Source organism: Hydrogenophilus thiooxidans (assembly GCF_019049855.1).
Classification (GTDB): domain Bacteria; phylum Pseudomonadota; class Gammaproteobacteria; order Burkholderiales; family Rhodocyclaceae; genus Hydrogenophilus; species Hydrogenophilus thiooxidans.
In genome coordinates, this window is the sequence record NZ_JAHLSY010000016.1 from 1 (window position 1) to 23,227 (window position 23,227).

Consider the following 23,227-nt stretch of genomic DNA (forward strand, 5'->3'; position numbering starts at 1 on the left):
TTTGGGTCATATGACTCCTATTGAGAAACTCCGATGGTGGCAAACCGAGCGACCAGAGCTTTTCATTTCAAGGGTAGATAATGTCACGGGTCTTGACATTTACTGGGTTAGGAGCGTGTCATGTACGGTTCGTACTGGCGGCATGTTGTCGTGTTGGCTGCTGTAATGGCCGGGGGTGGAGTATTCGCCCAACCCCCGATGAGCGTCGATGATGCTGGCACAATGGATGATGGCGGCAAGAAGGTCGAGGCAGTTTGGCGGAAGGTGGGAGCAGTTCGCGCCTGGGAAATGACGGCTGGTTTCTCGCCCGCACAACATTGGGAGATCGGTGTTGCGTGGGATCGGGAAAAAGACCTCGAATCCCATCTGCAAGATCGGGGTGCGTTACTCGTCGTGAAATGGGTGCCCGTGCAAACCGAAACCGGATGGTCAGTCGGCGCATTTTTCGATCTGGGCCACCGGCAGTGGCGTTCACCTGCAACGGACGAAAAAGATCGCTATCAGTCGATGAGCGCGCTGGGGCTAGCAACCTACCGCGCCAACGGACATGTCGTCCATCTCAACGCGGGCGTGGCCCGAGATACGCAAAGCGACGAAAATACGGTCGTGTGGGGATTGGGGTACGAATACGAACTGTCTGACACCGTGGCGCTGCTTGCGCAATATTACGGTGAGGAAAGAAGCAGCCCGACGCGCGGCGTTGGGGTGCGCTGGACTGTTGCCGATGGAATGAAGGTCGGTGTGATGGTCGATCGCGCCTCGGGGCGCGACCGCGAAACAGCGGTGGCGCTCAGCTGGGCATGGGAATTCTAAGAGCTGGCTGAAGGTGCGTTCCGGAGCGCCGCCACCACTTCGGGCGCGACGGAACGCACATGGAGATCGTTCTGCGGAAACGGAATTTCGACGCCGTTTGCGCGAAACGCGTTTGCAATCGCAAGCGCCAATTCGGTTTTGGTTTCGCCGCGCACCGCGATATCGGCCACGTAACAGCGAAGCTCGAATTCGACGCTGCTTCCCCCAAATTGGCTGAAGGCAACCGTGGGCGCAGGGTCGGTAAGCACGTTGGGGTGGCTTTGGGCAACATCCAAAAGAAGTGCGCGGACTTGTTCCAGATCACTCCCGTAGGCAACGCCAACTGGGAGCACGATTCGCGATTGAAGATCGGAAAGCGTCCAGTTGCTGACGTTGCCGGTAATGATCGCTTTGTTGGGAATGAGCACCTCCTGTTTGTCGAGTGTCTCGATAACCGTTGCGCGAATCGTCATCCGTTTCACTCTGCCGGTAACTCCTTGCACCGTGACGATGTCGCCGACCCGAATCGGCCGCTCAAAGAGAATGATGAGGCCAGAGACGAAGTTTGCGACAATCTCCTGCAAGCCAAAACCAAGCCCGACTGAGAGCGCGGCAACCAGCCATTGCAGCTTCGACCAGGGCATGCCGAGTCGGTTGAGGATCCAAACCACGCCAACGGAAATGAGGAGATAGCGAAAGAGGGTGACGATGGCGTACTTCGCGCCATCGTCGAGCCGTTTGGTTTGTGCAAGCAGTAACTCAAGGAGGGTAGGAGCATTGCGCGTCAAGAGCGTCAATACGGCTAAAGCGACTCCGGTAAAGAGCAGATCGGCCACGGTGACGGTGACGGTGAGCGTTTCGTTGCCGCTCACCTCTTGATAGCGCCACAGCACCCAGGTGTCCAGTTGCGAGAGCGCGGGAAGCAGGGGTGCCCATATCCAAAGAAGTAGGGTAGCGAGCGCAAGCCACGCGCCCCAACGCACGATGCGCCGCAATTGGCGACTGCCGCGTTCGATCGCCGCTTCGGCTTCGGTAACGTGCAATTCCTGCGCCGCCGCCTCGGTTGGGAGCGATTCCGAGCCAAAAGCAGGCAGCTCCGTGCGCTTTCGCCCCACTACCAAGCGCCAGCGCTCATCGACGATCGCCCGGGTCAGATCGAAAAGGAGCGCAACGCCCAACAGAGCCCAGAGGGAGCGCCAGTAGGCGATGAGCACCGCTTCGGCAGTATAGCGGTAGCCAATCACAAGCAGTAGGATGCTTGCCAGTAGCGGGAGCGCCAAGACCAGCGCAGCGAGGCGCACCACTTTATTGCGTACCCGAGGCATAAAGGAACCACTCGTTGCCGAGCGAAAGAACCAGACTCCTGAGAGTAAGAGCCATAGCGCAGCAATGAGCAGGACTGAGCGCAGCGGAGTGCCCGATTCATCGGGTGCCCCAAGTGCTCCCAGATAGGCAAAGAGCGTGGCAATGAGCGCCGAAACCCAGACAAAAAGGGTGAGATAAGGCCGCAATCGCTGGACGGTCGCTTCAGGAATCTGGTAACGGTGGTGCAAAAGCCCACCCTGATGTGTGAGAGCAATGCGCCAAAAGTGTAGATTCCACCAAACGAGAGCCGTTTGTTCGAGCGCGTCACCCAATGCCGCCAATGCGGTGCCACCCGTAGGCCGAAGAAGGAACGAGATCGTGAAGAGAAAAAGCGCCACTCCCGCCGCTTGGATTGCAGCAATGAGCAAAATCGTGAGGGTTGCCAAGGTTCCTGCGCTGGTACGGGCTGCCGTATGAGGAAGGGTCTGCGCAAACTTGCGAGCAAGGAGGCCACGGGCAAGCCACCACGTGAGCCAAAGGGCACAAGAGAGGAACGCAGCCACCGGCACCCCATTTTTCCAGGTGGCCAGCCCTTTTGGCAGCTCTTCGATAAGCGCAACGAGGTGGGTGACGACCGCTTTGGCCTCACTGCCGGCAACCGACCACCAGGGAAGCGCCGATTTTGCCCATAACAGGTACCCTTGAAGGGTAGCCAGCGTCTCTTCCCGGAACCGCTCTGCTGAATGGGTCGTCGCTTCGAGGTCAGAAGCGGCTTGGGTCATCGCGGTGCGCAGCGCCGCAAGACGTGCCAAGACGGTGCGCCGTTCGTCAAGTAGGCGCTGAAAGGCGATGCGCGCCGAGGTTTGCTCGTGCTCGGGTAGTGCGGCAAGATGGGCTTCGACCGCCTGCTCGAAGGCAGCCTGGCGCTGTTGTGCCTGAACGAGCTCAATTTCAATCTGTTGCCAGGCGCTTAGTGCCTCATTGGCTGCTTGCCATGCGTCGGTGAGGGCGCCGCGCCACTCAACCATCTCCTGACGCAGTTCATTGAATTGAAAACCGACGAGCGGAGTCAGCCCATGCGTCTTGGCAAGCGCCTCTAAGCGTTGGAGCTGCTGCTGGTAGGTTTCGAGCCTTTTTTGCATCACATCCTGGATTGCTTTCAACGCCGCAATTTTTTGGTTGGTTGCGGTGAGAAGCTCTTGCAGCGCGTGGTTGCGTTCGGCGATTTGGCGCCACAGAGGATCGTTCTGCCCGTTTTCGGGCGTGGCGTTGCCTTTGGGCCGGAGCTTTTCGATTGCTTGCAGCGCCATTTCGGTAAGCTGAAGCTGCTTGGTCACGATTTGCCACCGCACCGCGCGGGCCTCTTCTTCGCGCTTCTGCACCGCTTGCCACAGCTGCTGTGTCTTCTCCCACTGCAGTTGGATGAGCTGCGCGATGGTTTGAACCGCCTGCGGGGTTCCAGGTGGCAACGGATCGACGGGTTGGGTGAGTTCTGCTGGCGCCTCGATCGTTTGCCGCTCAAGCGCTGCTTTTTCCTGCTCCCAGCGCCTTTTTTCGCTCAACCATTGCTCTTCTGTGCGTTGCAGCCATTCGGACACTGCCTCCGTTCCTTTCTGGGCAACCTGCTGGTATTCCCGCGCCAGATCCGGTAAGGTGGCTTTGCGCACCGTTTCCCATAGCCCTCGTGAAGTGGCAAAGCTCTGTTCTGCGATGGTAAGCCGCAACTGAAGATCGGCTTCGAGTTTTTGTAGCGCCTGAGTCCGTTCCCGCAGCTTCTGGAGATACTCTTTGGAGCGTCCGGTGGCTGCTTCGCTTTGCAGCGTGCGATCGATGAGCGCAAGTGGGTTGTTGCGCTCAGATCCCGACGAAGCAGGTGGCTCCTGTTCGTTGGCAGCAAGGACAGTAACCGCAACGAGGAACCAAACCAAGGTAATGAGCCGCTTCATGCGATGCCATAATGTGAAAGATGCGTACAATCTACCATGAAACCGATGTCTGAAGGTGCCGAGCGACCTCAGTGGCACGCGATGGGTAGCGATGCAGTTGCCGTTTGAGCGTGGAGTAACGATGATCGAACTGCCAATCCGCTACGTCGAACCCGTTTTTCGTCCGCCGTCAGAGGCGAATTCGTTGATTCTGCCCGTGACCGATGGGTGTTCGTGGAACCAATGTACCTTTTGTGAGATGTACACGGCGCCGCAGAAAAAGTTTCGCGCGCGCAGCGAAGCGGAGGTTTTGGAAACGATCCGCCGCTGTGGTGAGGCGTTCGGACCGCACGTGCGTCGCGTCTTCTTGGCCGATGGTGATGCGATGGTGCTTCCTACGCGGCGACTGGTAGCGATCCTGGAGGCGCTCAACGCCGCGTTTCCCAACCTGCAACGGGTCTCCAGTTACTGTCTGCCGCGGAATCTTCGCAAAAAAACGGTTGCGGAACTCAAAGCGCTTGCCGAACGCAAATTGACGCTCGTCTATGTTGGCGCCGAATCGGGTGACGATACGGTGTTGCAACGGGTCCATAAAGGAGAGACTTTCGCAACGACCGAAGCTGCGCTCTACAAGCTAGCGGAGGCAGGAATTCGCCGCTCGGTGATGTTCCTCTTGGGGCTGGGCGGTAAAGCGCTGTGGTCGCAACACATCGCGGGGAGCGCCGCATTGGCGAACCGGACGCAGCCAGAGTATCTCGCAACGCTCGTTGTTTCGTTTCCGTTGGGTAAAGGGCGTTTTTTGGCAGCTTGGCCCGATTGGGAAGAGCAGGATCTGGTGGGACTGCTCAAAGAGATGCGGGCGCTTTTGCAGCAGCTCGAGCTCAAGGAGACGATCTTTCGCTCGGACCATGCGTCCAATTGGCTCGTCCTCAAGGGGACGCTCAACAAAGACAAAGCTAAACTGCTGCACCAGGTTGAAGCGGCGCTTGCCGATCCCGCGCATGCGCCGCTACGGCCAGCGTGGGCAAGGGGGCTGTGAGCATCGAGCGGTACAAAGAGGCGAATTTCGCGCAGTGAGAAAATGGCGCAAATGGAAAAGAAGGTGGTGGTGAGGGAGGGAATCGAACCCTCGACCTACGGGTTATGAATCCGTCGCTCTAACCGTCTGAGCTACCTCACCACCGGTAGGGTGGATGCAGTGCATCCGAGAGTCTGATAATATAGCGAGTTCTTGCCGTTATTGTCAACCCTTGGAGCGTCACCTTTCATGAAAAGCGTCTACATCCGAACCTTCGGTTGCCAGATGAACGAATACGACACCGAAAAGATGCTGGAGCTGTTGCACGCGCAGTTCGGTGCCGAGGTCACGGATGATCCCGCTCAAGCCGATCTGATTTTGTTCAATACGTGCTCGGTGCGCGAGAAGGCGCAGGAGAAGGTTTTTCATGAGTTGGGGCGCGTCAAAGCCCTGAAAAAACAGAAGCCGGGGTTGCTCATCGGGGTAGGCGGTTGCGTCGCCAGCCAGGAGGGAGAGGCGATCATCGCGCGTGCGCCTTACGTCGATCTGGTCTTTGGCCCTCAGACGCTCCACCGCTTGCCCGAACTGATCGCGCGCCGCCAACAGGAAGGGAAGCCGCAGGTCGATGTTTCGTTTCCTGAACAGGAAAAGTTCGACGCGCTTCCCGAGGCCAAGCGGCACGGCCCAACGGCGTTCGTTTCGATCATGGAAGGGTGCTCGAAGTATTGCACCTATTGCATCGTGCCCTATACCCGGGGAGAGGAGTTTTACCGACCGCTCGAGGAGATCCTCACCGAAGTGGCGGCCCTTGCCGAACAAGGGGTGAAAGAGGTGACGCTCTTGGGGCAAAACGTCAATGCCTGGCGCGCGCCGCTCGCGGAAGGAAGCCGCGAAATCGCCGATTTTGCGTTTCTGCTGGAGTGCGTTGCGGAGATTCCGGGTATCGAACGGATTCGCTATACCACATCACACCCTCGGGAAATGTCCCCCCGTTTGATCGCAGCGTATGAGCGGATTCCCAAACTGGTCAGCCATTTGCATTTGCCGCTTCAAGCGGGTTCGGACCGGGTGCTCGCGGCGATGAAGCGCGGCTATACCGTTCTCGAATACAAGTCGATCGTGCGCAAACTGCGCGCCGTACGGCCCAACCTCTCCCTTTCGTCCGATTTCATCGTCGGTTTCCCTGGTGAAACCGAGGCGGAGTTTCGTAAGACGCTTGCGATCGTCGAGGAGTTGGCGTTTGACACCTCGTTCAGCTTCGTCTTCAGCCCTCGGCCCGGAACGCCAGCGGCGGAAATGCCCGATCCCGTTCCGCTCGCAGTCAAACAAGGGTGGTTGCGTGAATTGCAAGCGAAAATCGACGCACAGGCCCGCGCGTACAGTGAAGCGATGGTGGGGTCGGTGCAGCGGGTGCTCGTCGAAGGGCCGTCGAAGAAAGACCCCAACGAACTCTCCGGACGAACCGAAAACAACCGGGTGGTCAATTTCCCTGCGCCGGCCCGTCTCATCGGGCAGTTCGTCGATGTCCGGATCACGCAAGCGCTACCCCACAGTTTGCGCGGTGAAGTGCTGGTGCGGGAGTCGGTTGCGTGATGGTCGAACTCCATTGGCAGGCGCAGCCAGAGGATAACGTCCGGCTCTCGAATCTCTGTGGAACGCTCGATGCCAACCTCCGGCAATTGGAGACGGCGTTCGACGTCGTCATCATGCGCCGCAGCCACGACTTTCGCGTTCAAGGGCGTGCCGAAACGGTGCGGCTTGTGCGGACCGCGCTCGAACGGCTGTGGCAACGGGCCGGGAAAGCGCTGACGTTGGACGACGTGCAACTTGCGTACGTCGAAGCGCTCAATTGGCCAGAAGGAGTGGCACCGCAAAACGCGCAAACGCGCCGAACGCAAGCCGCCCCGCGTGCGGCACTCTCGCCCGCCTTACCCGATTGCATCCCGGATCAGACAGGCGACAGCGCAGTGCTGCGTAGCCGCAAAGGGCGCGTCATCGCGCGCACGCCACGGCAAGCGGCGTATATCGAGGCGATTCGCACGCACGACATCACCTTTGGCATTGGGCCTGCGGGTACCGGCAAGACGTTCCTAGCGGTGGCGTGCGCGGTGGATGCGTTCGAGCGCGAGCAGGTCGAGCGGATCATTTTGACGCGGCCTGCGGTGGAGGCGGGGGAACGGTTAGGCTTCTTGCCGGGGGATTTGGCGCAAAAAGTCGATCCCTACCTGCGGCCGCTTTACGATGCGCTCTACGATCTCATGGGATCGGAACGCGTTGCGAAGCTCTTTGAACGGGGCGCGATCGAGATCGCGCCGCTGGCGTTCATGCGGGGGCGCACGCTCAACCACGCGTTCGTGATTCTGGACGAAGCGCAGAACACCACCCCCGAACAGATGAAGATGTTCCTGACCCGCATCGGGATCGGGTCGAAAGCGGTGGTGACTGGCGACCTCACGCAGGTCGATTTGCCGCGAGGCGCGAAAAGTGGCCTCGCTGATGCGGTTGAGGTGCTGGCTAACGTGCGTGGCTTGGCGTTTCAGCGATTCCTGCGCGAAGATGTGGTGCGCCATCCGCTGGTGGCGCGCATCGTCGATGCCTACGAAGCGTTCGACGCGGCACGGCAGAGCGAAGCGCTTGGGGTGACGCGGTGAGAAAGCGCCTTTATCTTTCCTACCAGCGCGCAACCGAATGGCCGGTGCCGCCCCGGGCTTCGGTGTTGCGCTGGGCGCGCGCAGCGCTCCTATCGGGTACGATGCGGGTCACGGTGCGGTTCGTCGACGAAGCAGAAGGGCGGGCGTTGAATGCAGCGTACCGTCACAAGGACTATGCGACCAACGTGTTGTCGTTTCCCTACGATCCCATTCCGGACGAAGCGCTGGGTATGACCATCGCGCACGGTGATTTGGTGCTGTGCGCGCCGGTACTTCATCGCGAAGCAGTGTCCCAGGGAAAAACCGTGGACGCCCATTGTGCCCATCTGGTCGTTCATGGTATGCTGCACTTGCAAGGATTTGACCATGAAACGGACGAGGAGGCCGAAGCGATGGAGGCGCTCGAGCGTCGTCTCCTTGCCCGTTTGGGGTTTCCTGATCCCTATCGCGACGTGAAATCATCGGTATGAGTGACCCGACTGAACCTTCGTCTACCAAGGGCCTTTGGGCCCGTCTCACCCACCTCTTTTCCTCCGAACCCGAAACTCGAGAAGAATTGCTGGAATTGCTGCGCTCGGCATGCGAACGCAATCTGCTCGACGCTGAAGCGCTTGCGATCATCGAGGGGGCGCTTGCGATCTCCAACCTGACCGTGCGCGACGTGATGGTGCCACGCAGCCAAATGGATGTGATCCGCGTCGACGACTCGATTGAAGCGATCACGCGGCTGGTGGTCGAGACCAACCATTCTCGCTTTCCTGTGGTTGGGGAAGACAAAGACGACGTCTTGGGTATTTTTCTTGCCAAAGAGCTGTTGCGCTACTATGCGGGGGAGCCGTTCGACCTGCGCGACAGCCTCCGGCCTGCCGTTTTCGTCCCGGAGTCGAAACGGCTGGACATTTTGTTGCGCGAATTTCGCGTCCGTCGGAACCACATGGCGATCGTTGCCGACGAATATGGTGGGGTAGCGGGGTTGGTCACCATTGAAGACGTTTTGGAGCAGATCGTTGGGGAGATCGAAGACGAATACGACTTCGAAGGGCAAGAGGATGCGATCGTTCCCGAACACGACGGCACGTTCCGCGTTCGTGCCGACCTAGAGCTGGCCGATTTCGATGAAGCGTTTGCCACGCAGTTCGACGAAACCGAAGAAGCCGATACCGTGGGGGGGTTGCTGATCCACCACTTGGGCCGTCTCCCCCACATCCATGAGACGGTCACCTTGAACGGGTGGCGTTTCGAAGTGGTGCGTGCCGATGGGCGTCGTGTCTATTGGGTACGGGTACGCAAGCTTCCGGCGGCAGAAACCGAATCTTCTGAAGAAGCGTAGCGTCTCTCCCGTGGCCCCTCGCGTGATCCTGTGAACCGTTCGCTCGCTATCCCCTCCTCGCTCTTGTCCCGCCCTTGGGCGCTTGGGCTCGCGTGCTGGAGTGTGGGGGGCAGCGTTGCGCTCGTTGCGTTTGCGCCGTTTGGGTGGTGGCCGTTGCTGCTTGTGGGCCTTGCGTGGCTTTTCCGGGCACTGGCTCGTGCCGCCCATTTTCGGGCTGCGGCAGCGGTCAGTGGTTTTTTCGCGCACGGATATTTTACCGTCGGCCTTTCGTGGCTCGCTGTGGCGCTCGCGCGTTACGGCGGTTTGCCCTGGGTCGTTGCCGCGGTGGCGGTCGCGCTCCTTGCCGCCTATTTGGCGCTTTGGTGGGCGATCGCGGGCGGGTTCACCCATTGGCTGTGGCGCCGTCTGGGTTCGACAAGCGCGTTCGTTCCCGCCGCGTTGTGGACGATCGCCGAATGGGGGCGTGGCGGATTGCTTACCGGATTCCCCTGGTTCATGCCGGGATTTGCCGCGGCGCACGACGCCGGTCCGTTGGCGCTTTTCAATGGTTGGTTTCCGATCGTCGGTGCGCTCGGTGTGACCTTTCTGATGGTTGCGCTTGCTGCCGCGTGGGGAAACGCACCCCGGCGGCTGCAGACCTGGGGCGTTACCTTGGGGGTTTGTGTGGCGGGGTGGGGCTTGGGGCAGATCGCATGGAGCGAACCGGCGGCGCCACCCGTCACGGTGAGTGTGATTCAGACCGCCGTTGCGCAGGACGAAAAGTGGGATGCGCGTCGCTGGCAGAGCCATTTCACGGAACTGACCCGCCAGGTGGCGCAGGCGAAGGGGGAGGTGGTGGTGACGCCGGAGACGGTGTTACCCCTTTTCGAAAGCGACTTGCCGCAAACCTGGCGAGCGGCGCTTGCGGCTGCGTTCGCACAAGGTAGCGACGCGCACGCATCGGATGCATCGAACAGAACGTTGTTGCTCGGGCTCTTTCGGCGCGACGCTACGGGAATCCACAATGCGCTGACCACGCTCGACGGTCGGTGGCACTATGACAAGCGGCAGTTGGTCCCCTTTGGCGAATTCATTCCGCCAGGGTTTCACGGGTTCGTCCGCTGGCTGGCAATCCCGTTCGCCGACCAGGCGCCGGGTGTGGCGGATCCGCCGCTGGGGGCTTGGCAGCGGGCGCACTGGGCGGCGAACATTTGCTACGAAAGCGCATTTGCCTATTGGGTGGTGCGTGACGTGCGCCGGGGTGCGCAGGTTTTGGTCAATGCCTCGAATTTTGCGTGGTACGGCAAAACCCACGGTCAATGGCAGCACGCACAGATTGGTCGCGCCCGTGCACTCGAAACCGCACGCCCCTGGATTCAAGCGGTCAATGCGGGCGTGAGCGCTGTTTTCGACGAAAAGGGGCGTACGGTGGCGATCGCGGCGCCCTGGCGCGATGCGGTACTCGATGGGGTGATCGTCCCGCAACAGGGGCTGACGCCGTTCGCGCGCTGGGGCGGAGAGGCAAGCGTCGCGTTGTTGGCGCTGGCGCTCCTGGGGGCTGTGGTGTCGCGTCGCGGGGGTAACCGGGTTCGGTGCTAAAATTGCCAGATTACGTACTGGATTGCACCGAGACCGTGATGAATGTCCCGACATTTCAAGAGATCATCCTGCGGCTGCAGACCTTCTGGGCCAACGAAGGGTGTGTATTGCTGCAACCCTACGATTTGGAAGTGGGTGCGGGAACGTCACACACCGCAACCTTCTTGCGCGCGATCGGACCGGAGCCGTGGTACGCAGCCTACGTCCAGCCTTCGCGTCGCCCCAAAGATGGTCGCTATGGCGAAAACCCGAACCGGCTGCAGCACTATTACCAGTTTCAGGTCGTTCTGAAACCCAGCCCGCTCGATATCCAAGAGCGTTACTTGAAGAGCTTGGCGGCACTTGGGATCGACCTGAAACAGCACGATATCCGTTTCGTCGAAGATGACTGGGAAAACCCGACGCTCGGTGCGTGGGGATTGGGTTGGGAAGTCTGGCTCGACGGGATGGAGGTGACCCAATTCACCTACTTCCAGCAGGTCGGCGGGCTCGACTGCCAACCGGTCCTGGGCGAGATCACCTACGGGATTGAGCGTTTGGCGATGTACCTTCAGGGTGTGGAAAACGTCTATGACCTCCTCTGGTCGGTGACGCCGGATGGGCAGCGGATCACCTACGGCGATGTCTTTCACCAGAACGAAGTGGAGCAGTCCCGCTACAACTTCGAAGCGGCAAACGTCCCGTTGCTTTTCGAGTTTTTCAACCATTTCGAAGCGGAGGCGAAACGGCTGATGGAAGCCGCGTTGCCGTTGCCCGCGTATGAGATGGTTCTGAAAGCCGCGCACACGTTCAACTTGCTCGACGCCCGTGGGGCGATTTCCGTCACAGAACGGGCGGGGTATATCGGCCGGATTCGGGCGCTGGCGCGTGCCGTGGCACAAGCCTATTACCAAAGCCGCGAAGCGCTCGGATTCCCGTTGCTTGCGAAGGAGACGCCCCATGCAGCGTAACGCATTGCTCGTCGAACTGGTCACCGAGGAGCTGCCGCCGAAGGCGCTCGCCAAACTCGGCGAAACGTTCGCCCGTGGGGTCGTCGAACGGTTGCGCACGGCAGGTCTGATCGCTGCTGATGCAGCGTGGCGGTGGTTCGCCTCGCCGCGGCGGCTCGCGGTTTGGGTGGGAGCGGTTGCGGCAAAAGGTGCGGACCACGAACAGCAGGTGCGCCTGATGCCCGTAGCCGTCGCGTACGACAGTGACGGACAACCCACCACGGCGCTCATCAAACGGCTGGCGGCAAAAGGTCTCACACCGGAGCAGGCACCGCTTTTTCGTGCCCACGACGGCAAACAAGAGCAACTCTTTTTGCGGGAAACGGTGCCGGGAGCAGACCTGTTTGCGCAACTGGCCGAATGGGTGCGTGCTGCACTGGATGCCCTCCCGATCCCGAAACGGATGCGCTGGGGTTCGGGAGAGGAGACATTCGTTCGTCCCGTGCACCGTCTGGTGATGTTGTGGGGCGATCAAGTCGTTCCGGGAACCGCATTGGGCTTGGCGAGCGGTCGCGAAACGCTGGGACACCGCTTCCTCAGTCGCGGCGCGATCACCCTTGCGCACGCGGATGCCTACGAACCCACCTTGTTGGCCGAAGGGAAGGTGATCCCCGATTTTGCCGCGCGGCGCGAGGCGATCGCGAAGATGTTGGCAGAAGCGGCACAGAAGGCGGGGGCGCACCTGCGCGACGACCCGGATCTTTTGGACGAAGTGACCGCACTCGTCGAATACCCCGCGGTTTATCTCGGCACATTCCCTGAAGCGTTTCTGGCCGTGCCGCCCGAATGTCTGATCCTCACGATGCGGGCCAACCAGAAATATTTTCCGCTCTTTGATGCCGCGGACCGGCTGACGAACCGTTTCCTGATCGTTTCCAACATGCGGATTGCGGACCCCAGCGCGATCGTTCGCGGCAACGAACGGGTGGTGCGCCCCCGTTTGGCCGATGCGCAGTTTTTCTTCGAACAAGACCGCAAAACGACGCTGGAGAGCCGCCTGCCGCGGCTTACCGAGATCGTCTATCACAACCGCATCGGGACGCTCGCGGAACGGGTGGCGCGTATCGAGGCGCTTGCGGGTGCAATCGCCCATCGCTTGGGCGTCGATCCCGTTTTGCCGCAACGCGCGGCGCGGTTGGCCAAGTGTGACCTCGTCACCGAAATGGTGGGCGAATTCCCCGAATTGCAAGGGGTGATGGGGCGGTACTACGCATTGGCCGACGGCGAACCCCAGGAAGTAGCCGAAGCGATCGAAGATCACTACAAACCGCGTTTCGCTGGCGATGCGCTGCCGCGCCATCTGACCGGTACGATCGTCGCGCTCGCGGACAAACTCGACGCCCTTGCCGGCCTCTTTGCGTTGGGTGAAACCCCTACGGGCGAAAAAGATCCCTTTGCGTTGCGGCGCGCAGCACTTGGGATCTTGCGCATGGTGATCGAGCACCCCGTACCTTTGCCGTTCGATCCGCTTCTCGACGCGGCGTTCCAGCTGCAGCCGGAGGCAGTGCGCCGTGCGGCTGGGCAGCGCGACGTGGTCGCGGAAATGCGCGCATTCTGCGACGAGCGCTTGCGCCATTGGTTGCGGGAAAGGGGCCACGCACCGCTCATGGTCGACGCGGTGCTTGCGGTCACCCCACAACGTATCGATACGGTACCCGCGCGGTTGTCCGCTTTGACAGCATTTGCCGAGCGCCCAGAGGCGCAGCGGTTGGCGGCGGCGCGCAAGCGCGTGGTCAATCTGCTGAAGAAAGCGGAGCTTGCCCACGTCGACGTCGATGTCGCGCTCTTTGCCGAACCGGCCGAAAAAGCGCTCTTCGAAGCGCTCGTGCGGGTCGAACCGTACCTGGCGTCACACATCGACAACGAAGCGTTCGACGCGGCACTCACCACGCTGGTCGCATTGGCTGAACCGATCGATGCGTTCTTCGATTCCGTGATGGTGCTTACCGACGAACCGTTGCTGCGGATGAATCGGCTGGCGCTCTTGGCCCGTTTGCGTCGGGCGCTCGATCAGGTAGCAGATCTTTCGGTGCTTGCGGCATGAAGGTGATCGTGCTCGACCGGGATGGGGTGATCAACGAGCCGCGCAAACCCTTCTTGCGCGGCCCAGAGGACTGGGTGCCGCTTCCTGGGGCGATCGAGGCGATTTCGCTTTTGACCCAGTGGGGCTGGCGAGTGGTGCTCGCGATCAATCAATCGGTGATTGGCCGCGGCCTCATCACGGTCGACACGATGAACGCGATCCATGAACGGTTGATCAAACAGGCGGCGACCGAAGGGGGGCGGATTCACGCCATCTTCTTCTGTCCGCACGCAGCAGATGCCAACTGTGCCTGTCGGAAGCCCAAACCGGGGATGTTGCGGACAATCGCACAACGCTTTGGGGTCGATATCACGAAGGTGCCGGTGGTGGGGGACCGTTTGCGTGACCTCCAAGCGGCCGCGGCGATCGGGGCGCAGCCCTGGTTGGTGCGCACCGGCTTTGGTGCGGAGACGGAACGCGAAGCCGCTTCCGAACTGCCGCCCGGCACCCAGGTCGTAGACGATCTGCTCGCTGTCGCCAAGAAGCTCATTGCGCAAACATCGTCGCGGTAAAGGAAAGCCATGCGGTTCTCCTCCGTACCACGCCGCTTTCACTATCGTGCTCAGCCTGCGCCGCCGCCGCCCGATTTTCGCCCGGGGCGGCGCCCTTGCCCCAAATGGTGGGCAGCAGTGCGCTCCGCTTTTTTTCTCCTCTATCTTGCTGCGGTGACCGCGCCCTATTCGCTTTTTGCGCTGCTGGTTCGGCCGCTTTCGCCACAATGGCGCTACTACCTGATTTCCCGTTGGGCGGTGGTCATCAGCTGGGGCATTCGGTGGATACTGGGCATTCGCTGGCATTATGAAGGGCTTGCGCACTTCCCGCAGCAGCCCGCGGTGATTCTGGCCAAACATCAATCGGCGCTCGAAACGATCGTTTTGCCCGCAACGCTTGCGCCGATGGTCTTCGTCTTCAAAAAAGAGCTATTGCGCATCCCATTTTTTGGCTGGGGGATCGGCAGTTGCCCGATGATCCCGATCGACCGCAGCGCTGGCCGCGACGCCATCGAGCAGGTCGTCGCGATCGGTACAGAGCGGTTACGACAGGGGTTTTACGTAACGCTCTTTCCCGAAGGAACGCGGGTAGCGGTGGGGGCGACGCGTCGCTACAAAGCCGGGGGGGCGAAACTTGCGGTCGAAGCGGGTGTCCCTGTGGTGCCGATTGCCCACAATGCCGGTGAGATGTGGGCGCGCAACGCGTTCGTGCGCTACCCGGGTGACGTGCTCTTCGTGATCGGGCCAACCATCGAAACGGCCGGGAAAAACCCCGATACGGTCATCGCCGCGACCGAATCGTGGATCGAAAGCGAAATGCGCCGCCGTTTTCCTTGGCACTATCGAGAAGCAAAAGATGAGTTGGCACAACCGGTTGCGTGACCTACTCCTTTGGCTGTTCGGGGCGCTTGTTCCGAGTGTGCCCGCTTGGGGGCAACTTGCGAGCCCCGACGCCCCGACCTGGTGGGATTTTGCTCATGCCGCCGCCTCGGATTCGGTGGTTACCTTGGCGCGTCGCCTCGACAGCTTCTTTGGTGACCCGCGTGCCCTTGAAGATGAACGGGCGTACGAAAAGACGCAGCTACGGATTCGGGGCACAAGCGCCTACCATCGGCTCGATGGATGGGACCACGGCGTGCAGTTGCGCCTTCGGCTGCCCCTGCCGCTCGCGGAGCGGCGCTTGCGCCTGGTGGTCGATAGCTGGGACGACACCGAAAAGCCCCTTCCGGAGCGCGCCGAGCGTTTCGAACCGCTTTTGACCAGCAACCGGCGTTCGGAAGTGGGGGTGGAGTGGGGATTGCGCGAACAAGCGCCCAGCCAATGGGTGGTTCGGTTGAGCGGCGGCCCCAAAGTAAGCCTGCGCTACCGTCAAAGCTGGATGCTCACTGACCTATGGCGGTTCGAGCCGCGACCGCAGCTCTACTGGCACCGCGAGCGCGGCTTGGGGGCGCTGGTAGGTGCCGATCTGTTGCGCCCGGTGGGCAGTCAGAATCTTCTGCGTTTTTCGATCCAGGCCGACGAGTGGGGGTCCGCGGCAGGGAGCTACTGGCAGGTGGGGGCCGATTGGAGTCATCTCGTCGATGACGCGCGGGCGTGGAACCTATTCTGGACCACCAGCGGCGTAACCCAGCCGCAACAGGTGACCGAGCACCGCCTTGCGTGGCGTTGGCGCGCCAGCGTTTGGCGTCCGTGGTTTTTCTACGAAGTAGAGCCGAGCATCGGCTGGCGGCGGGAAGCGCTCGCCAACGCGGTGTGGCGCGGCCCGTTGCGCTTCGACCCTGCGGTGATGTTCCGTATCGAAATCGCTCTTGGCAAAGGGCGTTGATTGTGCGATGATTGGAACGATTGTTTGAAACGGATCGTGCTCATGGCCCAAAAAACCCGTGGAGCGCAGCGTGCCCAAGCGGCATCGGCAGAGATCGACACGCGAGAACGCATCCTCAACGTTGCAGAGGCCCTTTTTGCCGAACACGGTTTCGACGGGGCGTCGATGCGGATGATCACCGCCGCGGCGGGCGTCAATTTGGCTGCGGTCAATTACCATTTCGGCAGTAAAGGGAAATTGATCGAGGAGATTTTTCGCCGTCGTCTGGTTTGGCTCAACGAGTTGCGTCGGCAGCGCCTCGACCAGCTGCAGCTAGAGGCAGAAAAGCTGGGCAAGTCCGTTCGCCCAAGCCGCATCCTCGAAGCCTTTTTCGGTTCCCTTTTCGATTTGGCGCGTGAACCCGGCGGCGAAGCGTTCCTTCGCTTGCTGGGGCGCACGCTCACCGACCCCTCTGCGTTCGTGCGCCGGGTTCTTGCAGCCGAATACGGCGATGTCCTGCAACGATATCTGGAAGCGCTCTACGCAAGCGTTCCCGATGTGCCGCACGAAGAGATCCTCTGGCGCTTTCACTTCATGCTGGGCGCGGTATCGTACGCGATCGCGGGCGTCGATGCGCTGCAACTCTTTGCTGGCGAGCATTTCGACGACCGCAACCTCGACCACCTGCGCGAACGGTTGATCAGCTTCCTGATCGGCGGACTGCGCGCGCCGCTGCCGCAATTTTCCAATTGAGATTATGGGGATTCCAGGGGTGGCCGTTCGGCGATCGTGACGGTCACCGTAAGTGGTTTGCCATTGCGTTCCAAAGTAAGCGCTACCTTTTCACCGGGGGGGAGTGCCGCTACCGCGTCGAGCGCTTCGGCAATCGCATGGACGGGCCGGTTGCCCACGGCACGCAGGATGTCCCCCTTCGCGATGCCAGCTCGTTGGGCGGGCGAATCGGGTAGCACCGCGGTGATCAAAACCCCGCCCGATTCGCCCCTTTCCTCAGCCGCATTGCCTGCGTCGACCACCGGCTCCAATTGAACACCCAACCAGCCGCGGCGAACGCGCCCCTCGCGCACGAGCGCAGCGACGACTGGCCGCACCACGCGGCCGGGAATCGCGAACCCAATGCCGATGTTGCCCCCGGACTGCGAAAAGATCGCCGTATTGATGCCAACGAGTCGTCCCGCGGTATCGACCAACGCGCCGCCCGAATTGCCTGGGTTGATCGCCGCATCGGTCTGGATGAAATGTTCGAAGGTCGAAATGCCCAATTCGGTCCGCTCGAGCGCCGAGATGATCCCCATCGTCACGCTTTGTCCCACGCCAAACGGGTGGCCAATCGCTAACACGATGTCGCCCACCGCATAGCTGTCATCGGGGGCAAAGGGGAGCGGACGGAGCGAGAGCGCAGAAGGTGCGGTCAACCGCAATACGGCAAGGTCGGTTTCGGCGTCTTTCCCGATCACTTGAGCCGAAGCTGCCGTTCCATCGGCGAAGCGGACGCGGACGCGGACGCGCTCTGCTTGCTCCACCACGTGGGCGTTGGTGACGATCAAACCGTCTGCGCTGATCACCACACCCGACCCGATTTCGCTGGGAAGCGGCTGCGGTAACGGAATCTGCGGGTGGTCGGGCGGAAGGGAGGGGGTTGGGGCGCCCGTACGCTCACTCGGTAAGACCGCAACGACCGCTGCCATTCCTGCGCGCGCCGCGGCACGGAAATCTTTCTCGGTGTGCGGCGGCGCGGTCGCAGACGGGGCGGTACGTTCAACGACCACCACCGATTCGCGTGCCCACCACCACTCAGGTTTGAGGTGGGCGAGAACGAACCCCACGATCGCGACAGCAAGCACGGTGTACGCGATAATGTCCAACAAGCGACGACCGTTCATCTAAAAGGAATCCGAGATGCAGTTGTGGGAACTCACGGCGACGCTCGACGAGTGGCTCGCGCCGCACCTTTTTCGCGATTATTGCCCAAATGGTCTGCAGGTGGAAGGGCGTAGCGAAGTGCGCCGGATCATGACTGCGGTGACGGCAAACCGCACCACGATCGAAGCAGCAGTCGCGGCCGAAGTGGACCTGCTGCTCGTGCATCACGGACTCTTTTGGAAAGGGGACGATCCGTGTCTCGTGGGGTTGAAACGCCGCCGCTTGCGCCCGCTGCTCACTGCAGAGGTTTCGCTCGTTGCTTACCATCTGCCGCTCGACGCCCATCCCGAAGTCGGGAACAACGCGGTCTGGGCGCAGGCGATGGGGTGGGTGACGCTCGAGCGTTTTGGTGATCAGTCTCTTGGCTGTCTGGGCGAGTGGGCGAACGAATCGGATCGCAACAACCTGCCTACCGTTGCGGCACTGGCAAATCGGCTGCAGGCAACCCTCGGCCACACCCCGCTCGTGGTGGGTGACCCCAATCGACAGGTGCGCCGTTTGGCGTGGTGCAGTGGCGCTGCCCAGAGTTATTTTCACGACGCAGTGGCCAAAGGGGTAGATGCATTCGTCACCGGGGAAATCTCCGAACCCTACGTCCATCTGGCGCGCGAAAGTGGCGTTGCTTTTCTCGCTGCAGGACACCATGCGACGGAGCGCTTCGGTGTTCAGGCGCTCGGGGCGCGTCTGGCGCAACGTTACGGCATCACGGTCACCTTCTTCGACGACCCCAGTCCGGTTTGAACCTCGTCACCAACTTGCCTATAATTGGCGGTATCACAACCATACGGTACCGTATGTCTTATGAGCAAACAGACGAATTCGCCAGAGCCATCGGTTACACGGCGGCGCATTCACCGCCGCACGATTACCATCGACGGTTTCGAGCGCAGCGACGGCTTGTGGGAGCTCGAAGCGACGCTCACCGACGTCAAAGCCGTCGACTACCCCATCTCGTCGGGCCTGCGCCCGGCGGGTACGCCGGTGCATGAGATGACGGTGCGGATTGCGTTTGACCACACGTTTACGATTCGCGAAGCGCATGCGGAAAGCCGCTGGGTGCCCTTTTTCGGAGTGTGCGAAACCATTACCTCTGCGTATCAGCAACTTGTCGGCTTGAATCTGCTCAAAGGGTTTCGCTTGGCGGTCAATGACCGTTTTCGTGGGGTTCGCGGGTGCACGCATATCACAGAGCTGCTCTATGCCCTGCCCACCGCGGCGCTGCAAACCTTCGCGACCTTTCGCCGCGACAACGAGGAGAGCGACGAAAAGCCGTTTCATCTCGATCAGTGCCACGCGCTCGACACCGACTCCTCACCGGTGGTCGCGCAGTATTACCCGAAATGGTTCCGGAACAAAGCGGTATAATTATCGCGGCGGCCGCGCGTGCGTGCTGTCAGAGACCAGGGAGCGGAGGGCGTGCCGTCAGGACGTCCCCGTAGCGATGCGTTTGGAACAGTGTCAAAAGGGCAACCATGAAGATTCACGAATATCAAGCCAAAGAGATCCTGCGCCAATTTGGAATCCGGACGCCGCGGGGCGAACCGGCATTTTCGGTAGCAGAGGCAGTCGAGGTCGCCAAGCGGTTGGGTGGCCCGGTTTGGGTGGTCAAAGCGCAGATTCATGCCGGTGGGCGCGGAAAAGGGGGCGGGGTGAAACTGGCCCGCTCACTCGAAGCCGTCGAAACCCTTGCCGGACAGATTCTCGGGATGCGTCTGGTCACCCACCAAACGGGGCCAGAAGGGCAGATCGTGCGGCGGCTCCTGATCGAAGAAGGGGCGGATATCCGCCACGAATACTATGTTTCGGTGCTCACCGACCGCAAGACGCAGCTGGTTGCGATGCTCGCTTCCAGCGAAGGCGGGATGGATATCGAAGAGGTGGCGGCCAAGACACCCGAGAAAATCATCAAAGTGTTCATCAACCCGCTCGATGGGATCTCTGACGAGCAAGCGCTGACGCTGGCCAAAGGGATCGGCATTCCCGAAGGGTCGGTCCCCGCTGCGGTCGATACCTTCAAGAAACTCTATCACTGCTACATGGAGACCGATGCGTCTCTGGCAGAGATCAACCCGCTCATCCTCGAAGGGGACGGTGGCATCAAAGCGCTCGACGCCAAATTCAATTTCGACGACAACGCGCTCTTTCGTCATCCCGAAATCGTCGCCTACCGCGACCTCGACGAAGAAGATCCCGACGAAGTCGAAGCGTCGAAGTATGACCTTTCGTACATCTCGCTCGACGGCAACATCGGTTGCCTGGTCAATGGGGCGGGTCTTGCGATGGCGACGATGGACACCATCAAGCTTTTCGGGGGCGAACCGGCCAACTTCCTCGACGTTGGCGGTGGCGCAACCACGGAAAAGGTGACCGCTGCGTTCAAAATCATGCTGAAAAACCCGCGCGTGCAAGCCATCCTGGTCAATATCTTCGGAGGGATCATGCGCTGTGACACCATCGCGGAAGGGATCGTCACCGCCGCGCGCGAGGTGAGTCTGAACGTTCCGCTGGTCGTCCGGATGAAAGGCACCAACGAAGATATCGGTAAGAAAATTTTGGCCGAATCGGGGTTGCCGATCATCTCCGCCGAAACGATGGCCGAAGCCGCGGAAAAAGTGGTTGCCGCAGCGAAAGGCGCAGCCGCCTGACGAAACTCGAGCAGCAGAGGATAACCGCTATGTCGATTCTGATCAACAAAGAGACGAAAGTCATCACTCAGGGGATCACCGGGAAAACCGGTCAATTCCACACGCAAAAATGTATCGAATACGCGTTTGGACGCGACTGCTTCGTTGCGGGCGTGAACCCGCGCAAAGCGGGGGAAAAGATTTTCGATATTCCCATCTACGCGACGGTGAAAGAGGCGAAAGAAGCCACGGGTGCCACCGTTTCGGTGATCTACGTCCCGCCGGCTGGGGCAGCCGATGCGATCTGGGAAGCGGTAGAGGCCGATCTCGACCTCGTGATCTGTATCACCGAAGGGATTCCGGTGCGTGACATGCTGATGGTGCGCAACAAAATGAAGCGCAAAGTCGAGCAAGGCGGCAAAGAGACCCTATTGCTCGGCCCGAACTGCCCAGGCATCATCACGCCGGACGAACTCAAGATCGGGATCATGCCTGGCCACATCCATAAAAAAGGGCGCGTTGGCGTGGTCTCCCGCTCGGGAACCCTGACCTACGAAGCGGTGGCGCAATTGACCGAATTGGGGTTGGGGCAGTCGACTGCGGTGGGGATCGGCGGCGACCCGATCAACGGCCTCAAGCACCTGGATGTGATGAAGATGTTCAACGACGACCCCGACACCGACGCCGTGATCCTGATCGGTGAAATCGGCGGTTCGGACGAAGTGGATGCCGCGCTCTGGTGCAAAGCGCATTTCAAGAAACCGGTCGTGGGCTTCGTTGCCGGCGTCACTGCCCCTCCGGGGAAACGGATGGGACACGCTGGTGCCCTCATCTCTTCAGGCGCGGACACCGCAGAGGCAAAACTCGCAATTATGGAAGAGTGTGGTTTCAAGGTGACGCGCAACCCCTCTGAGATGGGTAAATTGATGAAACAGTTGCTCGGCTAAGCGTCGATCAACTCGTTCGAAACAGCACGTTTCAAAGCCAGTGAACCTCGGTTCACTGGCTTTTCATTTACAGTCACGGTGCGTTACGATACGATTGGCGCAACTCGGAGGATCTGGAATGACACGTTTTCTCACCGAAGCGGAAGTCCAGCAGTGTCTGACGATGCCGGAGGCGATCGAAGCCGTCGAATGGGTGATGGGGCAGCACGCGGAAGGGGCAGTCGTCGATCTGCCCCGGCAACGGGTACGACTGCCAGGATCGATCACCCATCTGCTGCAAGGCGCGGTACCGGCGCTTGATCTCACGGGGTTCAAGGTCTATACCTCCACACGTGAAGGCACGCGCTTTTGGGTACACCTCTATCGGATCTCGACCGGTGAACCGGTTGCCGTGCTTGCTGCCGATTGGTTGGGGATGATGCGCACCGGGGCGACGGGCGGCGTCGCGATTCGCCATTTGGCGCGTTCGGACGCCCAAGTGCTCACGCTTTTCGGTTCCGGTTGGCAAGCCGAAGGGCAGGTTCGGGCAGCTGCGGCGGTCCGCTCATGGCAAGCCATTCGTGTCGTCTCACGGCGGTTCGAAAACGCGCAACAGTTTTGTGCCCGGCTCGAAAAAGAGCTGAGCGTCCCAATGGTTCCTTTCGCTCCTGAGTCTGCTGCGGAAGCGCTTGCCGGAGCGGACGTCGTGGTCACTGCCACCACCTCCGTTACACCCGTCTTCGATGCCGCGTGGATCCGCCCGGGGATGCACATCAACGCGATCGGTTCTAACAGCCTGGCGCGGCAGGAGATTCCGGAAAAAACGGTCGTTGCCGCCGATCGTATCGTCGTCGACAGTCGCGCGGTGGCGCTCAAAGAGGCGGGTGATCTGTTACCCGCACGCGAAAAGGGGCGTACCCGGCCTGAACTGTGGGTGGAGCTGGGTGAGGTGCTCGCCGGGATCCGTCCGGGACGGCCGGGGCCTGACGCGATCACCCTGTTCGAATCGCAAGGGATGGCGATTCAGGATATCGCGGTCGCCGCGCGCGTTCTCGAGCGTGCAACGGCTCTGGGGCTGGGTTCGGAACTCCCGTACTGAGGGCGTCTCGATTCGTGGGTACGACATCACGCTTGGCCGATCTCCTCCGCTCTGCTCCATCCGGCGGGTTGCTGCTCTCCTATCGGGAAACGTTTCTCTGGCAATTCCCGCTGGTTTTGCCGCTCTATCGGGTGGGACGTGAAGAACGAAACGACATTCGTTTGGATGACGCGACGGTGAGTGCGCGCCACGCCCTTCTTACCCCTTTCTTTCAAGAACTTTTGGTCGAAGATCTGGGGAGCAAAAACGGCGTCTGGTACCAAAACCAGCGCGTGACGCGGGCGCGCATCAAACCCGGTGAAACCGTCCGGATCGGCCATTTCTGCTTGCGTTTCGTCTCTTCACCGCCCAACACCTTGCCGTGGGAAGTGCCGGAGCAGTCGCCTACGAGCCCGCCAGCACCGATTGCCCAACCACGTCTGGTGGTGCAGCCGGGTGGCCAAGCGCTTCTGCTTTCGCGGCGCGTGACGCGGTTGGGAAATGACCCCAATCGCGATCCGATGCTCATTCGTGACGGCTACCGCGTTTTACTCTTCGTTCCTGAAACGACGGAGGTCCGGCTGAACGGAGCGGTCACGTCTGGGCTGCAACTGCTGCGTCTTGGTGATCACTTCGAATGGCGTGATCGCATCTTCTCCTTGGACGCCGATTCGGTTTCTCATTAGTTCTCG

21 protein-coding genes and 1 tRNA gene are annotated in these 23,227 nt (G+C 60.8%); 19 read left to right on the plus strand and 3 right to left on the minus strand.

Features of this window, described 5'->3' with window-relative positions; genetic code table 11:
* Nucleotides 1-120 precede the first annotated feature (120 nt).
* Entirely contained in the window at nt 121-813 is a 693-nt protein-coding gene (locus KUL93_RS08220) for a hypothetical protein (RefSeq protein WP_217126584.1), read from the plus strand.
* Here KUL93_RS08220 and KUL93_RS08225 read toward each other — a convergent pair.
* Nucleotides 810-4,043 carry a mechanosensitive ion channel domain-containing protein gene (locus KUL93_RS08225; RefSeq protein ID WP_217126585.1) on the minus strand — a complete coding sequence of 1,078 codons (3,234 nt, stop codon included), beginning with the start codon at nt 4,041-4,043 and terminating at the stop codon, nt 810-812. The two genes, KUL93_RS08220 and KUL93_RS08225, sit on opposite strands and share 4 nt — an antisense overlap.
* A 121-nt stretch (nt 4,044-4,164) precedes the next feature.
* On the opposite strand from KUL93_RS08225, the gene KUL93_RS08230 reads away from it, so the two are divergent.
* Nucleotides 4,165-5,061: a radical SAM protein gene (locus KUL93_RS08230; RefSeq protein WP_217126586.1), complete on the plus strand. Its 897-nt coding sequence runs from the start codon at nt 4,165-4,167 to the stop codon at nt 5,059-5,061.
* Between the two features lie 64 nt (nt 5,062-5,125).
* Here KUL93_RS08230 and KUL93_RS08235 read toward each other — a convergent pair.
* Nucleotides 5,126-5,202, minus strand: a tRNA-Met gene (locus KUL93_RS08235).
* 87 nt (nt 5,203-5,289) lie between these two features.
* Between KUL93_RS08235 and miaB the strand changes: the two genes are divergently transcribed.
* The 11 genes from miaB (at nt 5,290) to KUL93_RS08290 (ending at nt 16,719) form a co-directional block, all read left to right on the plus strand.
* Nucleotides 5,290-6,633 (plus strand): tRNA (N6-isopentenyl adenosine(37)-C2)-methylthiotransferase MiaB, encoded by a 1,344-nt coding sequence (gene miaB, locus KUL93_RS08240; protein WP_217126587.1) that lies wholly within the window; start codon nt 5,290-5,292, stop codon nt 6,631-6,633.
* Nucleotides 6,633-7,691 (plus strand): PhoH family protein, encoded by a 1,059-nt coding sequence (locus KUL93_RS08245; protein ID WP_249419379.1) that lies wholly within the window; start codon nt 6,633-6,635, stop codon nt 7,689-7,691. Before miaB ends, KUL93_RS08245 begins: the two co-directional genes overlap by 1 nt.
* Before the next feature lie 62 nt (nt 7,692-7,753).
* Nucleotides 7,754-8,161, plus strand: a complete 408-nt coding sequence (gene ybeY / locus KUL93_RS08250; protein ID WP_430408208.1) for an rRNA maturation RNase YbeY — start codon at nt 7,754-7,756, stop codon at nt 8,159-8,161.
* Nucleotides 8,158-9,021, plus strand: coding sequence for a CorC family transporter (locus KUL93_RS08255; RefSeq protein WP_217126589.1), 864 nt, complete (start codon nt 8,158-8,160; stop codon nt 9,019-9,021). Before ybeY ends, KUL93_RS08255 begins: the two co-directional genes overlap by 4 nt.
* 30 nt (nt 9,022-9,051) lie before the next feature.
* A complete protein-coding gene (gene lnt / locus KUL93_RS08260) occupies nt 9,052-10,599 on the plus strand; it encodes an apolipoprotein N-acyltransferase (RefSeq protein WP_217126590.1) in 1,548 nt (515 codons plus the stop codon).
* A 38-nt stretch (nt 10,600-10,637) separates the two neighbouring features.
* Nucleotides 10,638-11,549: a glycine--tRNA ligase subunit alpha gene (glyQ, locus tag KUL93_RS08265; RefSeq protein WP_217126591.1), complete on the plus strand. Its 912-nt coding sequence runs from the start codon at nt 10,638-10,640 to the stop codon at nt 11,547-11,549.
* Nucleotides 11,539-13,632 (plus strand): glycine--tRNA ligase subunit beta, encoded by a 2,094-nt coding sequence (gene glyS, locus KUL93_RS08270; protein ID WP_217126592.1) that lies wholly within the window; start codon nt 11,539-11,541, stop codon nt 13,630-13,632. Before glyQ ends, glyS begins: the two co-directional genes overlap by 11 nt.
* Nucleotides 13,629-14,183, plus strand: coding sequence for a D-glycero-beta-D-manno-heptose 1,7-bisphosphate 7-phosphatase (gene gmhB, locus KUL93_RS08275; protein ID WP_217126593.1), 555 nt, complete (start codon nt 13,629-13,631; stop codon nt 14,181-14,183). The genes glyS and gmhB overlap by 4 nt, the downstream gene beginning before the upstream one ends.
* 9 nt (nt 14,184-14,192) lie before the next feature.
* The gene (locus KUL93_RS08280; RefSeq protein WP_217126594.1) at nt 14,193-15,044 is read left to right on the plus strand and encodes a lysophospholipid acyltransferase family protein; all 852 of its coding nucleotides are present in this window, start codon (nt 14,193-14,195) and stop codon (nt 15,042-15,044) included.
* The gene (locus tag KUL93_RS08285) at nt 15,019-15,987 is read left to right on the plus strand and encodes a hypothetical protein (protein WP_217126595.1); all 969 of its coding nucleotides are present in this window, start codon (nt 15,019-15,021) and stop codon (nt 15,985-15,987) included. Before KUL93_RS08280 ends, KUL93_RS08285 begins: the two co-directional genes overlap by 26 nt.
* 42 nt (nt 15,988-16,029) lie before the next feature.
* The gene (locus KUL93_RS08290) at nt 16,030-16,719 is read left to right on the plus strand and encodes a TetR/AcrR family transcriptional regulator (protein ID WP_217126596.1); all 690 of its coding nucleotides are present in this window, start codon (nt 16,030-16,032) and stop codon (nt 16,717-16,719) included.
* 2 nt (nt 16,720-16,721) lie between these two features.
* Here KUL93_RS08290 and KUL93_RS08295 read toward each other — a convergent pair whose 3' ends face one another.
* The gene (locus KUL93_RS08295; RefSeq protein WP_217126597.1) at nt 16,722-17,867 is read right to left on the minus strand and encodes a S1C family serine protease; all 1,146 of its coding nucleotides are present in this window, start codon (nt 17,865-17,867) and stop codon (nt 16,722-16,724) included.
* 16 nt (nt 17,868-17,883) lie between these two features.
* Between KUL93_RS08295 and KUL93_RS08300 the strand changes: the two genes are divergently transcribed.
* The 6 genes from KUL93_RS08300 (at nt 17,884) to KUL93_RS08325 (ending at nt 23,221) form a co-directional block, all read left to right on the plus strand.
* A complete protein-coding gene (locus KUL93_RS08300; RefSeq protein ID WP_217126598.1) occupies nt 17,884-18,648 on the plus strand; it encodes a Nif3-like dinuclear metal center hexameric protein in 765 nt (254 codons plus the stop codon).
* 60 nt (nt 18,649-18,708) lie between these two features.
* Nucleotides 18,709-19,272 carry a DUF2889 domain-containing protein gene (locus tag KUL93_RS08305; protein ID WP_217126599.1) on the plus strand — a complete coding sequence of 188 codons (564 nt, stop codon included), beginning with the start codon at nt 18,709-18,711 and terminating at the stop codon, nt 19,270-19,272.
* A 107-nt stretch (nt 19,273-19,379) separates the two neighbouring features.
* Nucleotides 19,380-20,552 carry an ADP-forming succinate--CoA ligase subunit beta gene (gene sucC, locus KUL93_RS08310; RefSeq protein ID WP_217126600.1) on the plus strand — a complete coding sequence of 391 codons (1,173 nt, stop codon included), beginning with the start codon at nt 19,380-19,382 and terminating at the stop codon, nt 20,550-20,552.
* Nucleotides 20,553-20,581: 29 nt separating this feature from the next.
* Nucleotides 20,582-21,478, plus strand: coding sequence for a succinate--CoA ligase subunit alpha (gene sucD / locus KUL93_RS08315; protein ID WP_119334744.1), 897 nt, complete (start codon nt 20,582-20,584; stop codon nt 21,476-21,478).
* 118 nt (nt 21,479-21,596) lie between these two features.
* On the plus strand, nt 21,597-22,556 hold the full coding sequence (locus tag KUL93_RS08320) for an ornithine cyclodeaminase family protein (RefSeq protein ID WP_217126601.1): 960 nt from the start codon (nt 21,597-21,599) through the stop codon (nt 22,554-22,556).
* Nucleotides 22,557-22,570: 14 nt separating this feature from the next.
* A complete protein-coding gene (locus KUL93_RS08325; RefSeq protein ID WP_217126602.1) occupies nt 22,571-23,221 on the plus strand; it encodes an FHA domain-containing protein in 651 nt (216 codons plus the stop codon).
* Nucleotides 23,222-23,227: the final 6 nt, after the last annotated feature.